A 23304-nucleotide genomic window follows, 5' to 3' on the forward strand; every position below is an offset into this window, starting at 1 on the left:
CGCAGTCCACTCAACCGTCGTCGTTGCCGGGCGTGGCCTGTCCCTTGTGGAAGGAAGGCTCGACATCAATATTGCTAGGTGGATGAAGCACACGCCTGAGCAGGTGGTGCGCAAGCCGGCTACCGCCTGACCGGATGCTGCAACCGGTCAGGCGGGATGAACACCGGCGACTCCGGGCGGTTCCAGGACCTGAGGCCGGAGAAGGCCGGCGGTCCAACGAACTCTCCGACGCGCTCACCGAAACGCCGCGATGAACGTACGCCGCATGGCGTCATCAGAACCACTTTCGGAGGTACCGCCAAGAGGTCTAGACCGGCAGACTGTGTGTCGATCACACAGCTTTCGAGATGAAACGCGGTCTGGAGGAAGTCCATGGTCTCACGTCGGCAGTTTCTCGGGATGTCCGCCGCGGCGCTCAGCTCGCCGCTGTGGGCGGGAACGCTGACCGCTCCGTTCGCAGTGGCCGCGCCGGAAAGTCTGCGGTTCCGGCTGGTCAACAACTCCGGTAAGACCGCCTACGCCTACATCACCGGCCAGGCGGATGCGGACGGCCGCGCGATGTTCGTTCGCCCCGACGGCAGCGTGTATTACCCGGCAGCGAGTGGCCCCACGCCCCAGCCGCTCGGGGAGGACCCCGCCGTTCCGGTGAACGGATCGACCGAGGTCGTGGTTCCCCGCATGTACGGCGCGCGGGTCTACTTCGTGACCGACGACAAGCTAGAGTTCCTCGCCGTGCGGGCGGCCGACGGCAGAACTGCGGTCGTGCATCCGAACTTCGTCGCCGACGCCGACCCCAACTTCGACAAGAACTGGACCTTCGCCGAGTTCACACTCAACTCCGTCCAGCTGTACGCCAACATCAGCTACGTCGACTTCGTCGCCGCCCCGGTCGGCCTGCATCTGGCGCACACAGGCGGAACCCAGGAGGTTCCGGGCCTGCCCAGCGGAGCGATCGACCGCGTCGCCTCGTCACTGTGGGCACAGGGCGGCTCGTGGCCGACCTGTGTACAGGAGGCGAATGGCACCGTGGTCCGCGTGCTCAACCCGAACCACCGGGCAGGCGACTTCGCCGGGTATATGAGCGGCTACGTCGACCAGGTGTGGGGCAAGTACGCGAGCGAACCGCTGATCGTCGACTCGCAGCGCGACGACATCGGCATCCTTCAGGGCCGCGTCGAGGGCGGCGACCTGGTGTTCGGCGCGGAACGCTTCGGCAAGCCGACCACGGGCGACATCTGGGGCTGCAACAGCGGACCGTTCGCCAACAACCCGGACACAGACAGCGAGGAGCGCAAAGCGATCGTTCCCCGGATCGCCGCCGCCTTCAACAGGACGACGTTGCTGATCAACTCCGAACAGCCGCACGGTGAGGACCCGGCGACCTTCTACCAGCATCCGGTCACGAACCACTACGCCCGCGTCGTACACGAGAACCTGCCGGACGGCAAAGGATACGCCTTCGCCTACGACGACGTCAGCGCGAACGCGAACGAGGATCACAGCGGCAAGGTCAACCACGGCGACCCCGAGCTGCTGACGGTCACGCTCGGCAGAATCCGCTGAATCCGGGCAGCGGCACCAGCCGGAAGGCCGAGCCGTCCGGGAGGACGGTGGCGAGGTGAGCGATCGAGGTGCCGTCGAGTACGCGGCGCGCGTCGGGGCCGAGCATGTGTGCTCCTTCAGCGGGGATTGTCGGTGCGCCAGGCGACATAGTCGGCGACCGCGGCGGTGACGTCGAAGTTCGGCGTGAAGCCGGTGTCGTGGGTGAGCCGGGTGATGTCGAGGTAGGGGTCGTTGCCGGGGCCGTGCCGTCGTCCGGGCAGGAGGTCGAGCCGCGAGCCGGGGGTGATCGCCTGCAGGGCGCCGGCGAGCTCGCGGTTGGTGAACGGCCGGCCGCTGGAGACGTTGTAGGTGTGGTGCCGCAGGGTTTCCGTGGTCGTCAGCAGGGCGATCGCGTGTCCGGCGTCGGGGGCGTAGCAGCTGTCACCGCCGTCGTCGGCGTGCAGCGGCTGCGGCTGCTCACCGCGGAGTGCAGCGCTGATGTACGGCGGGATGTGGTTGAGCGGTGATTCCGGGTCCATGAGCGGTCCCCAGATGCTCCCGATCCGGAGCACGACCGGCTGGATACCGGTGCGTGCGAGGCTGTGCGTGGTGATTGGCTCGACGGCCTTCTTGAAGGCGATGATCAGGTGTGGCAGGTCGGCGGTGGGCAGGGCGAGGTCCTCGTGCCAGGGGGTCTCGGTCTGACCGATGTAGACGCCGAGGCTACTGGCGACGGCGAACCTGCGGACGCCCCAGGTGCGGGCGGCGTCCAGAGCGTTGAGCAGGCCGGTGGTGTCCGTGCGGAAGAAGTGGACCGGGTCCTCGTCGGGGATGGTGCCGGCGAGGTGGACGATGTCGCTGATGTCGTGACGATCGGCGAGGGCGAGGAAGGCGTCCCGGTCGGTGACGTCGAGGGATTCCACGGTGACCATGCCGGCGAGGAACGACGGAACCTCGGTCCGGCGGTGTGCGGTGACGACGACCTCGTGCCCGAGGTCGATGAGCGCGCGGGCGGTGTGGGCGCCGATCATGCCGAGCCCGCCGGTGACGAGGATCATCGGGCCACCTCGAAGTGCAGGTGGGTCACGCCGGGCGCCGGGATGGCCTCCAGCAGACGGAGGTGCACGTGCTCCGGGAGCTCCCGGAAGAAGCTGCGACCGCCGCCCAGCAGGATGGGCACCTGGTGGAGAATGACCTCGTCGACGAGATCCGCTGCCAGCGCGGAGGTCAGCGCGCCGCCGCCCATGAGGGCGACGTCCTTGTCACCGGCGGCCTCGCGTGCCGCCGCGATGGCGTCCTCGATGCCGGTGGTGACGAGCGTCTGCGTCTCGCTGATCCCGGGCGCGGGCCGGTGGCTGAGGACGACGAGCGGCGCCGTCGGGTGCGGGCTGCCGCCTCCCCAATGGCTGGAATGCTCGTAGGTGGTGCGCCCCGAGACGGTCGCCCCCACTCGTGCCGCGATGGTGTCGAAGAACCGGGCGCTCGGCTCACTGAGCTTGAATCCGTCGAACAGCCGGCTCGGCGTGTCCCCGTCGAAGTACCAGTCGAAGAGCATGGGCGCGTCACCGAGACCGCGTCCGAACTCCTCGTGGCCGTCGGGAGTGCGGCCACTGATGTAGCCGTCGACCGAGACGGCGTGGGCGCTGAATACCTTGCTCATGTTCTTCCTTCGCTGTTGATCAGATGGCCTGGGGGAAGTCGAAGAACCGGTGCGGGTCGTAGGCGTTCTTGACCGCTGTCAGCCGGGGGTAGTTGCCCGCGTGGTACGCCACGGCCCAGTCGTCGAGTGCTGGGTCGGGGAAGTTGGGGTAGACGCGTCCTGACCCGTCGGCGTGGGCGGTCGCCCAGGAACGATCGACCCACGGGTCGGCCGCGCCGGCGATGTGCTCCAGCAGGAAGCGTTCGCCGCGGTGGGCGAACGCGGTGGCGTCCTCGGCGACCCTGTTGTAGGCCCCGCCCATCGCGGTGAACGTGATCTGCCGACGGCCGATGGTCCTCGGGTCGCCGAGCTGGGTCAGCAGCGATGCGAGGGTGCGGCGGGCCATCGCGTGGGAGAAGAACTCCGACCGGATCCGCAGCGCGCGTTCGGGTAGATCCCGCGGGTCGGCGAAGGTGTGCTTCAGGTGGTGGTAGGGCAGGCCGGTGCGCAACTCGACCGCAGGCGCCACGTCCGCCCGGTCGACGAACTCCTGCAGCAGTTCCCGCGTCGATTCCTCCCCGAGGGTCGAGGCGCCGAAAAGGGTGGCCCGCACAGGTGCGCCGGGCTCGGACACAAGGGTGAGGTTGACGGTGAGTTCGTCCGGGGCGTCCGGTGCCCAGGCTTGCCAGGCCGAGGCCAGTTCCTCGAGAGCGGTGTCCGACCAGTGCGCCTCGATGCGGGTGGTCAGCGGCTCACCGACGGTGTCGAGCCGCAGCGACGTGACCACACCGAACTGGCCACCCCCCGCGCCGCGCAGACCCCAGAACAAGTCTGGGTCGTGGTCGTGGTCGCAATCCACGATGCTGCCGTCGGCGAGCACGACCTGTGCGCCGACGAGGCGATCGCAGGTCAGTCCGTGCTCGCGCCCGAGCAGGCCGATCCCGCCGCCGAGGGCGAGGCCGGTGATGCCGACGCCTGCCCCGCACCCGGCTGGCAGGGTCCGGCCGTGGCTGTGCAGCGCCGCGTACACCTGGCCAAGGCGGGCGCCGGCTCCGATCGTGGTGACCCGGTCATCCACCATGGAGATGCCATCAAGGCCGGACAGGTCGAGCACGATCCCATCAGTCGACGACCGGCCCGCGAAGCAGTGCCCCCCGCCACGAGGGGTGATGCGCTCCCCGGTGGCCTTCGCGTAGGTCATGGCGCCCACGACGTCCGAAACCGAGCGGCACAGAACCACGAGCCGGGGACGCACCTCGCGGTAGGCGGCGTTGACCGGGCGGCGGATCGCTTCGTAGCCCGGCGAGTCGGGGCCGAACAACTCGCCATCGAGTGAGTTGCCGAACTCGGCCAGGTTGGACACGAGTTCAAACTATGAGCAGCGTGCCGGGCGGGTCTTGAACAGATCGCGCACGGTCAGACTCGTAGCGGCCGCCTGCCACGGGTAGCGAGGAAGGGCTTGTAAGAGGCGGAGTGCTCGTGGCCACAGGCGCACCGGTCGATGTCGCCACCGAGGAGCCGGCGCGGTGTGAGGCCGGTCAGGCGAAGGCATTCCCGGCTGAGGTGCGCTTGGTCGGCGTACCCCACGTCGACCGCCAGTCCCGCCATGCCGTCCGCGCCACGCCGGCCCGTGGCCACGACGCCGGCCTGAGCCAGCGCGAGAAACCCCTGAAATCGCAACGTCCGGTGAAGGACCTTGGGACTCACCCCCACTGCGTGCAGGCAGCGGCGGCGCAGCTGACTCGCGGAGAGTGCCAGGTGGGTGGCCAGGGCGCCGATGTCGGCCGACTGCCAGGGCATCAGCGCCTTCACGGCTGCACCCACCAGCGGATCCACGTGGAGCGCACTTCGAAACGCCTGCAAGAGGTGAGCCTGCAGGAACATGAGCGCCCGCTCGGGCGTGGCGGCCAGGGCCATCGCCTCCACGAGACGGTCCGCCGAACTCCGCCACAGCTCCGCCAGGCCCAGACGCTGGTCCACCAGGTCGTCGAGCACCGTCGGGAGGGGCGGCGCGGCCCCCGGGTGGAAGCGCACACCCACGATGGTGGTGCCCGGCGGGATGACCTCGATCTGCGGACCGGTCAGCGGACCAACCAGCTGGGGACGGCCACCGATCGGAAAGTGGATCTCGACCCCGCCCGTGGGCAGGTGCCGTTGCACGTACGCCGCCGCACCGGTGCGCTGGATCCAGACCGTCCGCACCACCCCCGCCAAACGCGGCAACGGCGAACGCTCGACGTAAGAGTCCATGACGGCATCCTCGCACCGAAGTTGCCCGGGCGGGCTCGAAAACAAGGCTGCCCGCTCTCGGCCCGCGCGGAGGAAACGAATGGCAGGCCGAACAGATCCGGGAGGTTCCCGGACTGTCCCGGAGCACCTACGGCTGGCCCAGGATGTACGTCGAGTTGCGGCTGGGTCTGGGCATCGAGGTCGACCCCTTCTGATCCAGCTGGCGGTGTCGGTCCACAGCCGCATGACCTCGCCGACGGACCAGCGCTCGTGAATGTATCGACCGCGTGCTTGGGTCCGGAGCGAGACCGCGAATAGACCGCGAACGGCCGGTATCGGCCGGACACCACCATGAGATCGGCCCCTCACCGCGTTGTGCCTGGTGAGGGGCCGATTGGTGCCGGTCCTGGAGGGTGCCCCCGGCGGGAGTACCAAAGGATGGGAACAGGAATGACCAGCGGTTCTACACCGGCAGTCTCGTGATCGAGTCATCCTTCGGGCTGTCCGCGTGTGAGTGATGCTCCGTTGGGAGCGGGGCTGCGTGTTCCCGTCCCCAACTATGGGATCGCCTCCCAGCACCGCCAACCCGGGCGACCTGCTGCGGACCGTCGTTGACGACATCATCGAGCGGCTCGTCGACAAGGGCTCGATGCGGTGCCCCGCGCTTCTCATCGATCAGGGTTGAATGCCGGAGCTGACTGAGGCCAACCAGGTTTCGTCAGCTTCGAGAACGATCACGTGCCCCGCGATCAGGGTTGGCAGAGCCGTTCGAAGTCCTTGCCGGCGAGCAGCACCTGGCCGTCGCGGAGGAGGTGGTGGTTGTGGTCGAGCAGGGCCGCGAGTACCTCGCGTTCGCCGATCTTCGGGTTGGCCAGGCACCACTGTGTGGTAGCCGGACTGTTTGGGCATGGCGGAGAACATGGCGCGCAGTTCGGGGTCGGCGTGGACGTGCCGGACCCAGCGTCGTTCGTTGTGGTAACCCAACAACGCCTGGGCTACGGCAGACAGACAAGCTCACTGTCGGTCAGCTCGGGACGGCGGCCTCTGCCGGTGCGGGGCGGCACCACGTGGTCATCGATCAACACGTAAAGTGCCGTCAGGAGGGTGTTCAGGTCGTTGCCCACAACTCGATCTTGAACACCCTCCGTCCGCGTCCACAGCCAGGGGCTACTTCACCCGAGCTTCACGCGATCAACCGTCCAGGCGACCTGACTAGCCCGGTCGCCTGCCCCAGTAACGAGTCTCTACCGAACCCAGCGCGGTTCAGGCAGTTTCGAGTGTGCGCCCTCTGCGCCTGGCGGCATGGGGGCGCGTGGCGCTGTCAGGTCAAGTCGACCGGCAGCACCGGCTTGGTGAGCAGTTGCCGCACTCGCGCCGGTCGGTCCGGATGGTCGAGCCACGACTGCAGCAGCCGCCATCCGTGGAAGTAGCCCAGGACGTAGACGCCCATGCTGGGCGAGCGCAGGGAGCCGAGTGCCCACGCCGTCTCGTCCTCGGTGAGCAGCGCCCAGTGCGTCAGGTAGTCGGCGATCTCCGAGTCGGGTCGTCCCTCGGCCGCGAGGACGGCGGCGTTGCCCCAGACGCCCCACAGCATGTTGCGGGCGTTGTGGATGGCGGCGAAGTCGCTGCCGTCCGGGCCGATCCCGAGCGGGGCGAGGACCTTATCCGTGAGCCACCGTTGCGCCTCGTCGGCGGGGAAGACGACCTCTTGAGCGAGCAACCCAAGCCCTTCACTGATGACGAACTGCGGCGAAATCATGAAGCGGACCCCGTGCTCCGGCTGATCGGCCAGGTGGGCGGCCTTCAGCAGCGACTCGGCGATGTGCCCGGGAAACCCTTCGTGCGCTACGACATAGAGCAGGTCGGCCCCGTTGAACGGCAGGCTGTCGTTGAGGTAGATCGTGCCGTGGTCCTCGCCCGCGAAGTGCCCGCGGTGCGGCCCGGTATCTAGTCGGACGTCGAGATGCAGCTCGTCGGGCAGCGTGATGATCGTGCGGGTGCGGGCCACGGTCTCGGCAATGGCGTGCCTGGCCAGCTCCGGAAGGCGAGCAGCCGGCACGATATGGGCCTGCTGCCACGCGTGCAGACGCTCGGCTAGCGACCCGGGCCCAGCGGGAAGCGCGGCGTCGAGCTGGGCGTGGGCGGCCTCGAATCGGTCCTCGGGCTCACGATCGATCGGCACGCCAAGGCACTGCCGGGCGTGTTCAAGGAACGGAACGCCAGAGCCATCCAGGTGGAGGGCGATCGCGCGCATCGCAGTGAGTTGCGCGGTCAGGCACGCGGCGCGGTGTCCGTCGAGCGGGATGTCGCGCTGCAGCGCGTCGCAGTCCTCGACCAGCCGTGTCGGTGGGGCGGGCTCCTCGGCGGCGACCTCGGCCCGCCATGCGTCCGGACCGTGGTAGATGAGCGTGCTCATACCGCTCGCGGTAGCCGTTGGAGCCGCCCGCGTCGGCGGTGATCAGCAGGCGTTGGGCCTGAGGGTGGGTGCTGCGGCCGGCCGTCTTCCACCAGCGGGGGATCGATTCGACGGCGAACGCGGCGGTGTCGTGGTCGGTGCCGACGTTGACCCAGCCGGTGTTGGCGGTCAGGTCGTAGATCCCGTAGGGCACGGCCTTGCCCAGGGGCTTGTCGGGGAAGTCGTGGGTGTCGACCTTGACCGGGTCGCCGCCGGGTCGCCATTCGCGGCCCGCGTTGGCGTACTGCCCGACCAGTTCCTTCTTCTTGGTGTCCACGCTGATCACCGGTTGCCCGGCGGCCTGGTGGTCCTTGACCTGTTCGTTGAGGTAACGGAACTGCGCGTCCCGGTCGGGATTCTGCTTTCCCTCCAGGGTTTTGACGTTGCTTTGCAGGCTGAAGCCCTCTTCCCGCAGCAGGTCCGCGACGGTGTCGGCGGAGATCCGGTGGCCTTGGGCGGTGAGTTCGGCGGCGAGTTTGCGGGTCGACTTCGTCGTCCACCGCAGCGGCGACATCGGATCACCGCACACGTCCGGTTCGACCAGTGCCAGCAATGCCGGGCGCAGCGCCGTGTCGAGGTCGGCGGCGCGTTTGCGGCCCCCGCCGGGCCGGCGCACCCGTCCGAGCGGGGCCTCGCCGGACTCCAGCTCCGTGACCCCAGGGACACCGTGGCTTCACGGACACCCGCGGCGCGGGCGACGAGCCTGATCCCGCCGTGCCCAACGCTCTGGCTTCCGTGGCCAGCAGCAGCCGCCGCTGACGCTCGTTCAGGTGCGGCATCAGCACCTCGAACTTCGCCGCCAGCGCCGTCCCCGTGTCCTCGACCAGGCTCATACCACAAGCATGACAGCCCAAGATCGAAATCTACGGGTTATTTCTCTGCGAGTCCTTAGGACTGTCCTTGACCCATTGGTTCTGTTTGAACGGGCTCTCCGTCCGCGCGGGCGCGTCCGCGAGCGGCTGCAACTACGCTGAGACCGCAGCCGGGAGCTGGTATGCCCACCGCTCCCTTCCCTGCTGGACCCACCACGAACCACCGGCCTCCGCCGTGCCCCGCCCGGGGGCCTGCCTGAGCGCCGATCATTCTCGATCAGTAGGCGTTGATCCTCGACCGGAGGCCGTCGAGCACCAACTCAAGCCCACGCTCGAAGTCAGCCGGCCCGCCCGGCGGCCGATCGATCGCGCCGGCACTCGCGGCTTGCAGTGCGGTCTGTTCCTCCACCGTGCGGCCGAAGACAAGGTGCAGGAGGACGCGGGTGCCTACGTCGACCAGGTCGTCGGGCAAGCCGCCGTCCCGCAAAGCCGCGTGCAACTGGTTGGCTGGCTCGCTCACGCCGAGGCGGAACGTGTATGCCGTGGCGACCACCTCGGCGCCGTCCCGGTAGGCGAGCATCGCGTCCCGAAGTTCGGCGCAGACCTCGACCACGCGCCGGTCCCACGCCCGAGCCCGGCGGGGGCGTCGGCCCCGGGTCAGGATCTCGTCGGCGACCGCGGCCAGCAGGGTCTGCTTGTTCGGCACGTGGTGGTAGAGCGCGCTCGGTTGCACCCCAAGTTCGGCGGCGAGCCGGCGCATCGTCAGCGACTCCAGCCCGTACTCGTCGAGGACCTCGATCGCGCGGTCCACGACGTCGACCCGGCGATAACGCATGCAGGTCCTTCCGTTGACGATCAACCCCGACCAGTCTAACCTGAACAGCGTTCAGGTGAACGCTCTTCAGGTAGGTAATCTGGTTGAAGCCGGAGAAGCGATGAGTGCCACTTTCCAGCAACTCGCCGATGCGATCCTCGCCGGGAGCCCGGCCGGGCCCGAAGACGCTCTCGCGGTGCTGCGGGCCGACGACGCTGAGCTGATGTCCGTCGTAGCCGCCGCGGGTCGGCTGCGCCGCGCGCACTTCGGCAACACGGTGAAGGTGAACTACCTGGTGAACCTCAAGTCCGGTCTCTGCCCGGAGAACTGCCGCTACTGTTCGCAGGCTCTTGGCTCCAACGCCCCCATCCTCAAGTACTCGTGGCTGTCCAAGGATGAGACCCTCAAGCAGGCCGGTGCCGGGCTGGAGGGCGGAGCGAGCCGAGTGTGCCTGGTCGCCTCTGGCCGCGGACCATCCACTCGGGACATCGACAAAGTCACCGAGATGGCCGTGGCGCTCAAGCAGACCTACCCCGAGGTCGAGATCTGCGCCTGCCTGGGCCTGCTTCAGGATGGTCAAGCCGAGCGCCTCAAGGACGCTGGCGTCCACGCCTACAGCCACAACATCAACACTGCCGAGAGTCACCACGAGAACATCGTCCAGACCCACACCTACGCCGACCGGTTAAACACCTTGGAGAAGGCAACGGGTGCCGGGCTTTCCCCCTGCTCCGGACTGATCGCCGGCCTCGGCGAGACCGACGAGCAACTCGTCGAGGCGTTGTTCGCGCTGAGAAAGCTGGGCAGCGAATCGATCCCGGTCAACTTCCTGATTCCCTTCGACGGCACACCGTTGGCCAACACCTGGGAGCTCACCCCGTCTCGCTGCGTGAAGATCCTGGCCATGGCGCGCTTCGTCTGCCCGGACAAGGAGATCCGGGTCGCCGGCGGCCGCGAGATCCACCTGCGTTCGCTGCAATCGATCGCGCTGCACGTGGCCAACTCGATCTTCCTCGGCGACTACCTCACCTCGCAGGGCCAGGACGCCAAGGCGGATCTGGAGATGATCCGGGACAACGGCTTCGTCGTCCTGGGCGCCGAGGGAGACCTCAGTCCACAGGCCGCACAGCTCGAACCGACCGATCCCACGATCCGACGCCGTGGGGCGGGCACCGACCTCCTCCCCAACGCCTGACCGATGATGACCCCACAAACACTGCTCGCGTTCGACCGCGAACACCTGTGGCACCCGTACACCTCGATGACCGCCCCGTCACCGACGCATCTGGTCACCGACGCCTCTGGCAGCCGAATCACCCTCGACGGCGTCGGCGAGGTGGTCGACGGGATGGCATCGTGGTGGTCAGCGATCCATGGCTATCGGCACCCCGCGCTCGACGCGGCGATACGCCGCCAGCTGGAACAGATGTCGCATGTGATGTTCGGCGGTCTTACCCATGAGCCAGCGATTGAACTGGCCCGACGCCTGATCGACCTCACCCCCGCCGGTCTTGACCGGGTCTTCCTCGCCGACTCGGGGTCGGTGAGCGTCGAGGTCGCCATGAAGATGGCGCTGCAATACCAGCGTGGTACCGGCCGTCCGGAGCGAACCCGGTTCCTCACCATCCGCGGCGGCTACCACGGCGACACCTTCCACTGCATGAGCGTGTGCGATCCGGACAGCGGCATGCACACGATGTGGTCCGACGTACTGCCCAAGCACGTATTCGGCGAACGTCCCCCACGACTCGGCGACGATATCGACGCCTGGGCCGCGGGCTTCCGCGCACTCGCCGCCCAACACGCAGACCGGTTAGCTGGGCTGATCGTGGAGCCGCTGCTGCAAAACACCGGCGGCATGCACCCCTACCCTGCCGCCTGTCTGACGGTTTTCCGGGAGGTCGCCGACGAGCACGGGCTGGTTCTGGTCTTCGACGAGATCGCCACTGGCTTCGGCCGCACCGGGACCCTCTTTGCCGCCGAGGCCGCCGGAGTGACCCCGGACGTGATGTGCGTCGGCAAAGCACTCACCGGCGGCTACCTGTCGCTGGCCGCCACGCTGTGTACCACGGAGGTGGCCGAGGGCGTGTCCGCCAGCGACTCCGGCGCGCTCATGCACGGCCCCACCTTCATGGGCAACCCACTCGCCTGCGCAGTGGCCTCGGCCAGCCTGGATCTGCTGGCCACCGGTAGCTGGGCGAGGGACGTGCGACGGATCAACACCGGCTTGCAAGCCCTGCACGAGATCGACACCGTCGACGTACGCGTCGTCGGCGCCGTCGGCGTGGTGCAGCTCGACCACCCGGTCGACGTGGTCAAGGCCACCAAGGCGGCGCTGGCTCAGGGGGTGTGGCTACGTCCCTTCCGCAACCTGATCTACACCATGCCGCCGTACGTGTGCACCGACGAGGACATCGCCACCATCTGTGCCGGCATCGCCGCCGCAGCGGAGGCCGGATGAGCACCTGGGCCAAGTGGTTCGCAGAGCAGCGGACCGTGCGCGAGGACGCCGGCTTGCAACGCATGTTGCGTCCGCGGACGTCCAACGAGGACATCATCGACCTCGCCAGCAACGACTACCTAGGGCTGAGCAGCCATCCCGGAGGTACGACGAGCAGCCGCCGACGCCGCCCTCGCCTGGGGCGCCGGGGCGGGTGCCTCTCGACTGGTGACCGGTACCACCACCCTGCACACCGACTTGGAGCGCGAACTCGCCGAGTTCACCGGCCGCGAGGCGGCGCTGGTCTTCTCGACCGGATACCACTCCAATCTCTCTGCCGTGACGACGCTGGCAGACAAGCAGTCGCTGATCATCTCCGACGCGCACGTACACGCCTCGCTGATCGACGCCGCGCGACTGTCTCGCTCAGTGATCGAAGTCGTCCCCCACAACGACGTGGCCGCAGTCCGGGCGGCGTTGGCCGCGGCCGCTGGCCGACGGGCGATCGTGCTGACCGAGTCGATCTTCTCGGTGCTCGGCGACTCCGCCCCACTCACGGACCTGGCTGCAGCCTGCGCCGAACACGACGCGCTTCTCATCGTCGACGAGGCACACGGGCTCGGTGTGGTCGGCAGCGGCGGACAGGGATTGGTGCACGCCCACGGCCTGTCCGACCACCCGCACGTAGTGATGACCATGACGCTGTCGAAATCACTTGGTGCGATGGGAGGTGCGGTACTCGGCTCGGCTGCGCTCATCGATCACCTCATCAATTGCGCCCGCCCGTTCATCTTCAACACCGGGCTGGCACCGGCTCCCACCGCAGGTGCGCTGACCGCACTCCGTCGGTTGCGCCAGCACCCCGATCTCCCGTCGCGGATCCATCAACGTGGCAGTGAACTGGCCGACCGATTCGGCGTGCAGCGGTCGGCGGGCGCCGTGCTCTCGGTGCCTATGGCGTCGGCGCAGGCCGCCCTCGCCACACATGGCATGGCACTCGCGGCCGGCGTCCGAGTGGGCTGCTTTCGGCCGCCCTCGGTGCCAGACGGGATCTCCCGACTCCGCATCACCCTCCACGCCGGCCTCAACGACGACCACTGGGTGCAGGCAGTCGACGTGCTGGCCAACGTGATCGGCAATCACCGGCGAACACCGTGATCATCATTGTCGGCGGCACCGACACCTGTGTCGGTAAACCGTGACCACTGCGGCGCTCGCAGTCCGCCCGAGGTCGAGGTCGATGCCCATCAGAATCGGCCGGTGTCCCCTGGGGTGAGGCGGTGGGGTGAGGACGCGCTGCCCGTGCGCGGCGGCTCGGACTTCATGGTGGGCGGTCGCGGGGCCGGTGCGTTGCGCGTGACGACCGCATCGATGACCACCCAGCAGGCCACGTCCTTCGCCGCCGACCTGGCGGCCGTCCTTTGAGGAGAGATGTGTTCACCGGGCTCAGTGCCTTCCCGCTCACTCCGGCGAGTGCCGGCAAGATCGACGAAAACGCGTTCGCCAATCTCGTGCGCCGCCTCGCCGCCGCGCAGGTCGGCTCCATCACGTTGCTCGGCTCGACCGGCTCCTATGCCTACCTCGACCGCGAGGAACGGAGGCGGTCATCGAGCTGGCGCTCGACAACGCCGGCGACGTGCCCGTGGTCGCCGGCGTCGGGGCGTTGGCCACCCGCGATGTGCTGCGCCACGCCGAGGACGCCCAGCGCGCCGGTGTCGCGGGCGTGCTGCTGGCGCCGATGTCCTACCAGCCGCTGATGCACGACGACGTCCTCGGTCTCTACCGCGACGTCACCGCCGAACTGTCCGTGCCGCTGGTGGTCTATGACAACCCCGGCACCACGCACTTCACCTTCACCGACGAGCTGTACGCCCAGGTGGCTGGGCTGCCGCGGGTGGCGTCGATCAAGATCCCCGGCGTCCCGGCCGACGGCGCGGCAGCCGCCAGGCGGATCCAGACGCTGCGGAAGCTCCTGCCCGCGCACGTCACCGTCGGTGTCAGCGGCGACGCGTTCGCCGCGACCGGGCTCAACGCCGACTGCGACGCCTGGTACTCGGTCGTCGGCGGCACTCTGCCCGAACCGGCGCTGCGGATCACCCGTGCCGCGCGAGCCGGGGACGCGGCCGCAGCCGCCGAACTGTCCGCGCAGCTGCAGCCGCTGTGGGACTTGTTCGCACGCCACGGCAGCCTCCGCGTCGTGGCCGACATCGCCGAGCAACTGGGTCTGGCCGGACACCCCTGCCTGCCGATGCCCATCCTCGGCCTGCGCGACGAAGACCGCGCGCGGGTCCGCCACGTCATCGAACAGCTCGATCTGCGCTGACCATGACCACCTCGCCGAACCCCACTGCCCCGACGAGCACCGGCTGGGGAGGCCTCGCCCGCTACGTCACCTCCGCCACGCTGGCACGGACCGCCGATGGCGGCGCCGTCGTGGCGATCGTGCTGCTGGTGACCTCCCGGGGCGGCCCCGGCTGGCTGGCCGGCACGCTCGGCGCGTGCATCACCGCGCCCCACCTGCTCGGCCCCTTCGTCGCCCGCCGCCTCGACACCGCCCGCGACGGACGCCAGGTCATCGCCGTAGCCTGTCTACTCCACGGCGCGACGCTCGCCGCCGCGGTGCTGCTCTACCCGGTTACCCACCCCACGGTCACCGCACTGCTGCTGATGGCCTCCGGGCTCGTCGGGCCGCTGCTCCCGGCGGCATCAGCAGCCGCTTACCGGCCATCGCCGGGGCCTCCCGCACCCAGCAACGCCGCGCACAGGGCTGGGACGTCGCGACCTACGGCATCGGCGGCACCGTCGGCCCCACCATCGTCGCCGCCGTCTCGGCATGGGCCTCGCCACTGGCGGCCGCGCTGGCGCTGGCCGGGGGCACGTTCGTCGCCGCGGCATTCGTTCTGCTGCTGCCGTACTCACCGCCCGCCACGCACGCCGACGACGTCCCGCGCCAGGCACGCACCCTCACGTTGATGCTGTCCACCGGCCCGCTGCGGCGCACGATGTACCTGACCATCACCGTCGCCTTCGGCGTCGCCGCGCTCCCGATCACCGCAGTCGTCAGCACCGAGCCGTCCGGCGTCGGCGTCGCCGCCGCCGCGGGCGTGCTGACCGCCGCCTACGGACTCGGCAACCTCGCCGGGTCCATCGGCGTGATGATCCGTCCCCTGACCGGCGAAGCCGACCAGCTGATGAGTCGGCTCGCCGCCGTTGTCGCCGTCACGCTGCTCGCGGTGCTGCTCACCCCCGTGTTCCCGATCGCCGTCGCCACCTACGCGGCCGCCGGCATCGCCAACGGCTACTTCTTCGCCGCCACCCTCGCCGCCCGCAGCGAATACGCACCCCCGCAAGGAAGAGGCCAGATCTTCGTCTGGATCGGCGCCTTGAAGATCACGGCCGGTTCCGCCGGCACCGCACTGGCCGGCGCCGTCATCAGCATTGGCGTGCACCTGCACCTCGCGCTGGTGGCGCCCACCCGCGGTGCCTAGTGGCGCGTCTCGGAGGGTTGACCCGGTAATCGGTGCTGTGGGCTGATCGGCCAGGCTGGTCCCGCATGTCGAGTGCGGGAGGTGGTCGTGACTCGTCGTCCGAGCGTGTTCGTGAGGCCCTTATCGATGGAGGAGGGCCGGAAGCTTCAGCGGGTCACCAGGACCGCGAAGGACCCGGTGCGGTTGCGGCGGGCGATTGTCGTGCTGATGTCCGGCCAGGGCCAGGCGGTCCCCTGCGCGTTCGATCCGCAGCGAGGGCTTGAGCCTCGCTACGGCGTGTGACCTCGCGCCGCACGGCCCGGTCGAAGCCGAGACGACGGGTTCGTGCCAGGTCGCCGCCGCCGCGGTCGCAGACCACCGTCAGCGCGGAGATCCAGGTGCGCGAACGGAACGGCTGCTTCGCGGTGTCCAACGCCGCCGGCCACACGCACTCCAACAGCGACCGCATCTGCTGCACCTGCCCGGTCATCGCGACGATCAACTGGTCACGTCGGGTGCCCAGGTGCCGCAGCCGCCCCCAGGGCTCGTCGACGGGTTCGGGCACGTAGCAGCGCAGCTGGGCGGTGAGCCGGGCGACCAGCACTGCGTCCTTCTCGTCGGTCTTGTCCAACGTCAGGTCCTCCGCCCACCGAGACCACGAGGTGAGCATCGGCTGGACACACACGAAGGGCGTGCCGCGATCGGAGGCGAGTTGCCCGAGCACTCGCCACCGGTGCCCGGTCGGCTCACACGCCACTGTCACCCCGGCGAACCTCACGGCCGAGGCATGCTGCGCGGCCCAGTCCAGCGCCGCCCCGAGGTTTCAGGTGCGACAACGAAAAGTCCTGCGCGCCAACACCTTCGAGTCGTGGTCGGTCACCACGACCATCTGCTTGGCGTCGGCCAGATCGATGCCGACGATCGCGTTGTCGACCGGCACCAGCGCCCGTAGGCGGGTCAGTCGGGCGTTGCGGTTGCGATCACCCCGGGACACGCCACTACCGTTGCCCATGAACGTCCTCCTCCTGCGATGGGACGCCAAGCCCGACAGCACATCAGGAGGACGTTCCCGCGTCCAGCCAACACTCAGAACATCTGTCTATGCCGCCGAGCGGACGTTGGAGTCCAACGAGTGCCCTTGCAGCGCGGGAGGCCGCTGAAGTGCCAACGCGGCCCGCACCCCCGTAGGAGACCAACGGGAACGGAACTGACCTGGGGATTAGCGTTTCCGTCCCTCTGTTGCCCTCGCAGGAGGAACAGGGCTGACCTGCGAAAACGCTTGATCAGGTAAGTGCCCCCGGTGCGACTCGAACGCACACTGGACGGATTTTGAGTCGGCTCCGGAGTGAGGAGAAGCGCCCTGACCTGCGGGAAGGAGTGGTTCGTTGGGTGCGAACGAGGGATGAGAGGCGTAGTGCGAGCGTGGTTCGCACCCAATCTCGCACCCACGGTGTCTTGCCATCTCGATGAACTGCCTGGGCGAACGTGGACCGTTCAGCCGAAGAGGGGACGATCTTGGAAGGAGTCGCCGAGATCCCCCGAGTGTTGCCGCGCGAACGGCGCAGAGCATGGCTGGGCTAGCGTGTCTACTGTGAGGAATGACGATCAGGCGGAACCAGGTGATGTTTCAGGCTGGTATTCAAAGGCCGGAAGCACTCTTGGAGAAGATCCAGCAGGCTGCCATCAGGGCGCGTCTCCCTCGTTTGTTGCGTAAACCCCTCACTGCAGCCCAGATGGCGCTGAGCCTTTATTGGCAGCGGGACTATCACCAAGTGCGCATGCATAACGACCATGCTCACTACTTCACGCTTCCTGACGGCGAAATTGTCCACTGGCCAGTGTTTTGGATATCCGAGGTGTTCACCCCGTCGACACTCGATGATCTCCTTATCGGCATCCAAAAAGCCGGCTGGGACGCATCTCGAAACTCGGTTCGACGAGAAAACGAGGTACGCGATTGGGTTCTGGCTGCGCGGGGTCGTCCAGACTCATCCGCTTGGATGGACCTAGTAACAATCAGTCGAAGAAGCAGTTTCTCGTACTGGTATCAATAGTTTCGCAGGAAATCTTCCCAACGGAATCCGTGAAGTGTCGATTCGCCTTCATCAGGTGAGTGCATCAATCACGCTTCTTCATGCGGCCTCCTTTCTCGATGGCGATGCTCAGTTAGAAATCGATCGAAAGTTGAAGGAAGGTACGCCGCCTCGTATTGTTCGGGAACTGGGGAGGCGAAGGCGCAACGTCTACGACACCCATTTTGCCAAGAGAAAAGACCTGGAGGGGATACTCGTACGCCACCATGATTCGGCACAGAAATGGTTAGGAAGTTTAGCGGCCGGAACGTTTTGGAAGGAGCGTCGGGGTCGCCCAGCAGTTTGGATCTCCTTATCACAGAGGTTGCAGATCTGAGTGTGGAGCGCGAAGGACTGGAGGGGTTCTATTTGCGCGAGTTGGGGATTGATGATTATTTCCGATGGAAATGTGTTGATATTCCGGGGTTGTGGTTAAATGAGCGTCACCTGGGAATCGCTTACAAGGTAGGTTACACACTTGCCGGGCGTTACGCAGGTGTGTTTGATGATTCAGATTTTAAATATACAGGCGATGATGGCAAAAGTTACCCGCGCGTGCTGTCAGCTTGCTGACGGGCCACGCTCGTGTGTCCCGTCGGTAGGAGCGCCGCTACCCCGACGGCCTTCGTTGGCCGTCGGGGTAGCAGTTCGCCTCCTATGCGGTCCAGGTGAAGCTGGCGGGCGTGGTGCCATCGTCGGCCAGGGGGATGGTGATCGTCCAGGGCCAATCACAGCCGACGGGGCCGGGCAGCTTGCGGTGCGCGTAGCGGCGCCCGCACCGCATGACCAGGGGCCGGTCGGGTACCAGCGCGTGGTAGGCCAGCAGCGCGACGTCGAAAGCGCGCAGGTTCGCGGATTCTTGGCGATCGCGCGGATGGAACCTGTGCGTCAGCGGTTGCACTACGGGCGATGGTGAGACAGGTTGCTGTCGCTTGCCACTACAATGGACCATGTGGTCGCCAGTCGGTGCACCCCCAAGGTGTAGTTCCGGGTGAGAACCTGTTCTTGTCTCCTCGGCGATGTTCAGGAGCCGACTTCTGCCAACATCGCCCGCCCCCCATGGGTCAGTCAGTGCGCGGCGGTAGTGAATAGCGGCGTCCGAGTGAGCGCGCGCCGCGGCGGCCTGATGGCGGTATGGCTCGTCTGTGTCCGCAGGCACGGGAGCCACTGTCACGGTGTAACGTGTAGCCCCCGGTCAATGAGAGTCGTTCTGTACCACCTATGTGAGACATTGCTGGTCAGGGGTGTCCCAGGTGGTGAACCTAGGCCGTAGCTGATCCCGGTCGTTGATCTTGTCCGCTTGGGGTTCCCTGTGAGATCCGGACGTTCGTCAGGCCTGATCGTCATCTGTTTGTGTGCGCTGGCGCGGCGGGTAATTGCACCGTGACGCGGAGCCCGCCAGCGGGGCGGGGGGTGAGGGTGAGGGTTCCGTCGTGTGCGTGGACGATGCTTTTGACGATTGCCAGGCCGAGGCCGACCCCTGCGTGGTCAGTGCGTATGCGTTCGGTGCCGCGCTGGAACGGCTCGGCAAGAGTGGAAACCACATGGGGGGCGAGCTCCTTGCCGGTGTTCTCGACAGCGAGCAGCACACTCTTGGGGTGAACGGCGGTCGTGACCCATACTGTGCCCTGTTCAGGCAGGTTGTGGACGATCGCGTTGTGCACGAGGTTCGTTGTCATCTGCAGCAGGAGCGCGTGTGAGCCGTTGGTGGGGGTGATGTCGCCGGCGGTCTCGACGGTGAGGCCGCGTTCTTCTGCGAGGGGGAGGAGCGTTTCGGTGGCTTCTTCCGCGATGAGGGACAGGTCGACGTGTTCCCGGGTGAAGGACCGTTGGTCAGCGCGGCTGAGCAGGAGCAATGCTTCGGTGAGGTCGATCGCTCGGGTGTTGACGAAGTGGAGACGGTCGACAAGTTCGTCGGCCTCGCGGTTCGGATCGTTGCGGGCCACGTCGAGAAGTGTCTGCGCGATCGCCAGTGGGGTGCGCAGTTCGTGGGAGGCGTTGGCTGCGAATCTCTGCTGTTCGGCGACGTGTGCGTCGAGCCGCGCGAGCATGGTGTCGAAGGCGTCGGCGAGTTCGCGGAACTCGTCTTTGCGGCCTTCCAACTGGATCCGGTGGGAGAGCGATCCGTTCGCGGCCAGGCGTGTGGCATGTGTGATATGAGTCAGGGGCGCGAGCATGCGGCCGGCAAGAAGCCACCCTCCCACGAGACCGAACACCAGCAGGAACGCCAGCGCGATGACTGCCTTCGGAGCGAAGGCGTCCAGGAGGTCGGACCGGTTGGGAATAAAAATACCGGGGCCACGCCCGGGCGCAGCGGGGATGCGCACACGTTCGGGCACGTAGCGCAGAAGGAATACCCACACGACCGCGAGTAGCAAGGCACCTGCAAGCATGAGGAACCCGGCGTAGCTGAGGGTGAGCTTGAGGCGAACGCTCAACCCAGGTGCCCTATCCACGCTCGCCTGCCTCGCGTCCGGCGTCTGGTCCTGTGTCGATGCGGTAGCCGACGCCGGGCACGGTGGCGATGACCCAGGGCTCGCCGAGGCGTTTGCGCAGTGCCGAGACGGTGATGCGCACGGCGTTGGTGAACGGGTCTGCGTTTTCGTCCCACGCTCGTTCCAGTAGCTCTTCGGCGCTGACGACACCGCCTTCGGCAGCGACGAGGACTTCGAGCACGGCGAACTGCTTCCGGGTGAGCCCGACGTAGCGGCCGTCGCGGTAGACCTCGCGACGGAATGGATCCAGACGCAGGCCTGCGATCTCCCTCACCGGTGGTCTGTTGTGCGCGCGCCTGCGGTCAAGTGCTCTGAGACGGAGCACGAGTTCTCGGAGCTCGAAGGGCTTCGTGAGGTAGTCGTCGGCGCCGAGTTCGAACCCGGATTGCTTGTCGTCGAGCCGGTCGGCTGCGGTGAGCATCAGGATCGGCATACCACCGCCCGAGGAGACGATGCGTTCGGCGATCTCGTCGCCGGAGGGACCGGGGATGTCGCGGTCGAGGACGGCGATGTCGTAGGAATTGATACTCAGCAGCTCCAGAGCGGTGTCACCGTCACCGGCGATGTCGGCCGCGATCGCTTCCAGGCGTAGGCCATCACGGATGGCCTCTGCCATAAAGAGCTCGTCCTCGACGATCAACACACGCATACCCGCTCGATGGTACGAGCAGGCGCATATCGTCGGCATATCGAAAACTGGATACGGGCTGGCAACACCACGCTGCCTTGACTGGATGCATGTTCTACAGCGAACCAGCACGAACAGCAACCCTCGTCAAGAACGAACTGCGCGCCATCCCACTTCGGCCCCGTGACCGCCTGTTCGCCGTGGTCACGGTGGTGCTCGCCGTGCTGTTGCTGCCCGCGGCGTTCGCCCGCAATCCCGGCCGCGCTCGCGAACTGGCCTGCCGCTGGGCGTTGGCGATGCGATTCCCCGCCGAGGACCTCACCGGGCTCACCGACGGTGCCATGGCGGCGTTCACCGCGGCGCGCACCGAGGCTCTCTGGCGCCACGGGCAGCTCATCGGCCTCACCTCGGGATACCGCGATCCCCTTGTCCAACAGCGGTTGTTCGACGAGGAGGTGCGCCGCTCCGGCTCACCGGCCGCGGCCCGGATGCTCGTGCTGCCACCAGCGGAATCCAGGCACGTCAAGGGCATCGCGCTGGACGTGCGCCCAGTCGAAGGCGCGCGCTGGCTAGAAGAACACGGCGCCCGCTACGACCTCTACCGTATCCACGACAACGAGTGGTGGCACTTCGAGCACCGTCCAGACAGCGGCGGCACGCCACCAACGGCCCAGGAGATCCGCAGTGGTCTACAAGCTCGTTGAAGAGGGGCAGCATGTCGGGCGTTTGGAAGGGCATCTCCAGGCCGCGAGGCAACATACCTTCGTCGGACGGAAGGAGGAGCTCGCCGCCTTCGACGAGGCGCTGTGGAGCGGCGGCGGGGTGCTGTTCGTGCACGGCCCGGGCGGCGTCGGCAAGTCGGCGCTGCTGAGACGCTTCGCCCAGCGGGCCGCCGAGGCCGATCGCAACGTACTGATGCTGGACGGGCGGATGCTCGAGGGGTCCCACGCGGCCTTCATGGCCGAGACCAGGTCGATGCTCGCCGACGAGCGCGCGGTGCTGCTGATCGACAGCTTCGAGCGCATCCATGGCTTGGAAAGTTGGCTGCGCGAACGGTTCCTGCCGACGCTGCCGGTCGGCGCGCTGGTCGTGGTTGCCGGGCGCATACCCCCGGACATGATGTGGCAGGCCGACCCGGGCTGGGCCGACATGTTGCAGGTCATCGCGCTGGGCGACCTGAAGCCCGTGGACGCCGCCGCACTGCTGGATTCCCGCGGCGTGGCCGGTGAGATGCACGATCCGCTGCTCGCTTTCGCCGGCGGGCACCCGCTCGCCCTGTCGCTCGGGGCCGCGGTGGCGATCAACGACAGCGCCGCCGACTCCCGCTGGACGCCCACCCGTGACATGGTCGCCACCCTGCTCGACCAGCTCGTCGGCGAAGTACCCAGTCCGGCGCACCGGCATGCCCTGGAGGTCTGCGCGCACACGTACATGTCCACGGAGGACGTGCTGCGCGCGGTGCTGCCCGACGAGGACGCGGCGGCGCTGTTCTCCTGGCTGCGGCGGCTGCCGTTCGTCGACTCGAGCCCGTTCGGGTTGTATCCACAGGACGTCGTCCGCGAGATCCTCGAAGCCGACCTGCGCTGGCGCGACCCGCACGGCTACGCCGACATGCATCGGCGTATCAAGGCCCACCTCACGCAGCAGATCCGGGCCGCCGAGGACGCGGACGTGCTCGGGGCCGTCGGCTCGCTGTTCTACCTGCACCGCGGCGAAGGCCGGACACCAGAGCCGCACGTCTGGGACGGTGTGGGCGAGGTGTACGAGGACGTCTTCCGCCCCGAGGACGCCGAGGACCTGCTGCGCCTGGCTACCGAGTGGGACACGGGGACTGTGGCCGCTGTGTCCCACTGGACGGCCCGGCAGCCGCAGGCGTTCCGTCTCTACCGGCGCAGCGCGAACGGCGAGCTGGTAGGAGCCTGCGCCTGGCTCCGCCTGGACTCGGAGGCGGAGGCGCAGGCGGACCCGGTGGTTGCCACGGCCTGGGCCAACGCCCGCGCCAATGCCCCGCTGCGGCTCGGCGAGCACCTGGCCGTCTACCGGAGCTGGGTGCGCAAGTGCCACTGGGGCGCCTCGCCAGTGATGAATCTGGTCCAGTGGCGGGCGGTGGCCTGGTTCCTGCGCTCGGAACGCATGGCCTGGTCCTTCATGGCGGTCCGCAGTGACGACCCCTTGAGCGGCCGCTACGAGTACTACAACATGCACGATCTCGGGGATCACGCGTGGGAGGGGGACGTCGAGTATCTTCTGCCCGCCCGCGACTGGCGGGCCGTCCCGGCGCAGGTCTGGCTCGACCGGCTGCTGCCGGCCGGCGCGCAGGAGACCCCGGTCAAGCACGAGCCGGAGCTGGTGGTGCTGTCACAGGAGGAGTTCACCAACGCCATCCGCAAGGCCCTGCGACACCTGTCGAAATGCAGGGAGCTGGCCGCCAACCCGCTCACCCGCAGCAGGCTGCTCGCCGGTCGGAGCGACCCCGTCAAGGCCCTGCGCGAGCTGCTCGAAGAGGGTATCCGAGACCTGGGCCGGGATCCGCAGGCGGGCAAGCTGCACCGCGCCCTCGACATCACCTACCTGCGTGGCGCCCCCACCCAGGAAGCCGCCGCCGAGCGCCTCGGCCTGTCCTTCACCACCTACCGCCGTCACCTGATCGCTGGCATCGAACGCATCTCCGAAGACCTCTGGCGCCGCGAACTCTACGGGTCGAACTGAGT

At 67.7% G+C, this 23304-nt stretch carries 24 protein-coding genes and 3 pseudogenes; 13 read left to right on the forward strand and 14 right to left on the reverse strand.

All coding sequences use genetic code 11. The features are described 5' to 3' along the window. Positions 1 to 372 precede the first annotated feature (372 nt). Positions 373 to 1563, forward strand: a complete 1191-nt coding sequence (locus JAP66_RS26180; RefSeq protein ID WP_199434510.1) for a glycoside hydrolase family 64 protein — start codon at positions 373 to 375, stop codon at positions 1561 to 1563. Here the strand turns inward: JAP66_RS26180 and JAP66_RS32785 are convergent. Genes JAP66_RS32785 through JAP66_RS26205 form a run of 5 tightly spaced genes read right to left on the reverse strand, consistent with a single transcriptional unit; the run spans position 1541 to position 5431 of the window. Continuing rightward, positions 1541 to 1669, reverse strand: a complete 129-nt coding sequence (locus JAP66_RS32785) for a hypothetical protein (RefSeq protein ID WP_268963313.1) — start codon at positions 1667 to 1669, stop codon at positions 1541 to 1543. The two genes, JAP66_RS26180 and JAP66_RS32785, sit on opposite strands and share 23 nt — an antisense overlap. A 10-nt stretch (positions 1670 to 1679) precedes the next feature. Next, on the reverse strand, positions 1680 to 2600 hold the full coding sequence (locus JAP66_RS26190) for an NAD-dependent epimerase/dehydratase family protein (RefSeq protein ID WP_199434511.1): 921 nt from the start codon (positions 2598 to 2600) through the stop codon (positions 1680 to 1682). Continuing rightward, positions 2597 to 3202, reverse strand: a complete 606-nt coding sequence (locus tag JAP66_RS26195; RefSeq protein ID WP_199434512.1) for a dihydrofolate reductase family protein — start codon at positions 3200 to 3202, stop codon at positions 2597 to 2599. The genes JAP66_RS26190 and JAP66_RS26195 overlap by 4 nt, the downstream gene beginning before the upstream one ends. A gap of 19 nt (positions 3203 to 3221) precedes the next feature. After that, the gene (locus JAP66_RS26200) at positions 3222 to 4544 is read right to left on the reverse strand and encodes an FAD-binding oxidoreductase (RefSeq protein WP_199434513.1); all 1323 of its coding nucleotides are present in this window, start codon (positions 4542 to 4544) and stop codon (positions 3222 to 3224) included. 53 nt (positions 4545 to 4597) lie between these two features. Beyond that, complete coding sequence (locus JAP66_RS26205; protein ID WP_199434514.1) at positions 4598 to 5431, reverse strand: helix-turn-helix domain-containing protein; 834 nt, start codon at positions 5429 to 5431, stop codon at positions 4598 to 4600. A 538-nt stretch (positions 5432 to 5969) separates the two neighbouring features. Here JAP66_RS26205 and JAP66_RS32790 point away from each other — a divergent pair. After that, positions 5970 to 6095, forward strand: a complete 126-nt coding sequence (locus JAP66_RS32790) for a hypothetical protein (protein ID WP_268963314.1) — start codon at positions 5970 to 5972, stop codon at positions 6093 to 6095. 85 nt (positions 6096 to 6180) lie between these two features. On the opposite strand, the pseudogene JAP66_RS33515 reads toward JAP66_RS32790, so the two are convergent. The 4 genes and pseudogenes from JAP66_RS33515 to JAP66_RS26225 all read right to left on the reverse strand — a co-directional run. After that, positions 6181 to 6534: pseudogene (locus tag JAP66_RS33515) on the reverse strand (hypothetical protein); the annotation flags it as partial. A gap of 197 nt (positions 6535 to 6731) precedes the next feature. Beyond that, positions 6732 to 7826 carry a hypothetical protein gene (locus JAP66_RS26215; RefSeq protein ID WP_199434515.1) on the reverse strand — a complete coding sequence of 365 codons (1095 nt, stop codon included), beginning with the start codon at positions 7824 to 7826 and terminating at the stop codon, positions 6732 to 6734. 1 nt (position 7827) lies between these two features. Continuing rightward, a pseudogene (locus JAP66_RS26220) lies at positions 7828 to 8698 on the reverse strand (ISAzo13 family transposase); the annotation flags it as partial. A 256-nt stretch (positions 8699 to 8954) separates the two neighbouring features. Further along, positions 8955 to 9512 (reverse strand): TetR family transcriptional regulator, encoded by a 558-nt coding sequence (locus JAP66_RS26225; protein ID WP_199434516.1) that lies wholly within the window; start codon positions 9510 to 9512, stop codon positions 8955 to 8957. Positions 9513 to 9612: 100 nt separating this feature from the next. Between JAP66_RS26225 and bioB the strand changes: the two genes are divergently transcribed. From bioB to JAP66_RS26260, 7 genes and pseudogenes are all read left to right on the forward strand, one after another. Continuing rightward, positions 9613 to 10686, forward strand: coding sequence for a biotin synthase BioB (gene bioB / locus JAP66_RS26230; protein WP_199434592.1), 1074 nt, complete (start codon positions 9613 to 9615; stop codon positions 10684 to 10686). A gap of 6 nt (positions 10687 to 10692) precedes the next feature. Further along, positions 10693 to 11952 carry an adenosylmethionine--8-amino-7-oxononanoate transaminase gene (locus tag JAP66_RS26235; RefSeq protein ID WP_199434593.1) on the forward strand — a complete coding sequence of 420 codons (1260 nt, stop codon included), beginning with the start codon at positions 10693 to 10695 and terminating at the stop codon, positions 11950 to 11952. Continuing rightward, a pseudogene (locus tag JAP66_RS26240) lies at positions 11949 to 13089 on the forward strand (8-amino-7-oxononanoate synthase). Before JAP66_RS26235 ends, JAP66_RS26240 begins: the two are co-directional and overlap by 4 nt. Positions 13090 to 13191: 102 nt before the next feature. Continuing rightward, complete coding sequence (locus JAP66_RS26245) at positions 13192 to 13356, forward strand: hypothetical protein (protein ID WP_199434517.1); 165 nt, start codon at positions 13192 to 13194, stop codon at positions 13354 to 13356. Between the two features lie 211 nt (positions 13357 to 13567). Further along, positions 13568 to 14254: a dihydrodipicolinate synthase family protein gene (locus JAP66_RS26250; protein ID WP_307849721.1), complete on the forward strand. Its 687-nt coding sequence runs from the start codon at positions 13568 to 13570 to the stop codon at positions 14252 to 14254. 2 nt (positions 14255 to 14256) lie between these two features. Next, positions 14257 to 14904 (forward strand): MFS transporter, encoded by a 648-nt coding sequence (locus JAP66_RS26255; protein WP_199434518.1) that lies wholly within the window; start codon positions 14257 to 14259, stop codon positions 14902 to 14904. Beyond that, entirely contained in the window at positions 14904 to 15419 is a 516-nt protein-coding gene (locus JAP66_RS26260) for an MFS transporter (RefSeq protein WP_199434519.1), read from the forward strand. The genes JAP66_RS26255 and JAP66_RS26260 overlap by 1 nt, the downstream gene beginning before the upstream one ends. A gap of 154 nt (positions 15420 to 15573) precedes the next feature. Here the strand turns inward: JAP66_RS26260 and JAP66_RS26265 are convergent, their stop codons facing one another. Next, positions 15574 to 16161 carry an IS110 family transposase gene (locus tag JAP66_RS26265; protein WP_199434520.1) on the reverse strand — a complete coding sequence of 196 codons (588 nt, stop codon included), beginning with the start codon at positions 16159 to 16161 and terminating at the stop codon, positions 15574 to 15576. Between the two features lie 60 nt (positions 16162 to 16221). Beyond that, complete coding sequence (locus tag JAP66_RS26270; RefSeq protein ID WP_199434521.1) at positions 16222 to 16410, reverse strand: hypothetical protein; 189 nt, start codon at positions 16408 to 16410, stop codon at positions 16222 to 16224. 586 nt (positions 16411 to 16996) lie between these two features. On the opposite strand from JAP66_RS26270, the gene JAP66_RS26275 reads away from it, so the two are divergent. Both JAP66_RS26275 and JAP66_RS26280 read left to right on the forward strand, forming a co-directional pair. After that, the gene (locus JAP66_RS26275; protein ID WP_199434522.1) at positions 16997 to 17452 is read left to right on the forward strand and encodes a hypothetical protein; all 456 of its coding nucleotides are present in this window, start codon (positions 16997 to 16999) and stop codon (positions 17450 to 17452) included. Positions 17453 to 17809: 357 nt separating this feature from the next. Beyond that, positions 17810 to 18043 (forward strand): hypothetical protein, encoded by a 234-nt coding sequence (locus tag JAP66_RS26280; protein ID WP_199434523.1) that lies wholly within the window; start codon positions 17810 to 17812, stop codon positions 18041 to 18043. A gap of 82 nt (positions 18044 to 18125) precedes the next feature. On the opposite strand, the gene JAP66_RS26285 is transcribed toward JAP66_RS26280, so the two are convergent. The 3 genes from JAP66_RS26285 to JAP66_RS26295 form a co-directional block, all read right to left on the reverse strand. Then, complete coding sequence (locus JAP66_RS26285; protein WP_199434524.1) at positions 18126 to 18371, reverse strand: hypothetical protein; 246 nt, start codon at positions 18369 to 18371, stop codon at positions 18126 to 18128. A 442-nt stretch (positions 18372 to 18813) separates the two neighbouring features. After that, positions 18814 to 19926, reverse strand: a complete 1113-nt coding sequence (locus JAP66_RS26290; protein ID WP_199434525.1) for a sensor histidine kinase — start codon at positions 19924 to 19926, stop codon at positions 18814 to 18816. Continuing rightward, complete coding sequence (locus JAP66_RS26295) at positions 19919 to 20614, reverse strand: response regulator transcription factor (RefSeq protein WP_199434594.1); 696 nt, start codon at positions 20612 to 20614, stop codon at positions 19919 to 19921. The genes JAP66_RS26290 and JAP66_RS26295 overlap by 8 nt, the downstream gene beginning before the upstream one ends. Positions 20615 to 20703: 89 nt before the next feature. On the opposite strand from JAP66_RS26295, the gene vanY-N reads away from it, so the two are divergent. Continuing rightward, on the forward strand, positions 20704 to 21297 hold the full coding sequence (gene vanY-N, locus JAP66_RS26300) for a D,D-peptidase/D,D-carboxypeptidase VanY-N (protein ID WP_199434526.1): 594 nt from the start codon (positions 20704 to 20706) through the stop codon (positions 21295 to 21297). Continuing rightward, positions 21278 to 23302, forward strand: a complete 2025-nt coding sequence (locus JAP66_RS26305; RefSeq protein ID WP_199434527.1) for an ATP-binding protein — start codon at positions 21278 to 21280, stop codon at positions 23300 to 23302. The genes vanY-N and JAP66_RS26305 overlap by 20 nt, the downstream gene beginning before the upstream one ends. Positions 23303 to 23304 lie beyond the last annotated feature (2 nt).

The organism is Qaidamihabitans albus, assembly GCF_016464705.1.
GTDB classification, from domain to species: Bacteria; Actinomycetota; Actinomycetes; order Mycobacteriales; family Pseudonocardiaceae; genus Qaidamihabitans; species Qaidamihabitans albus.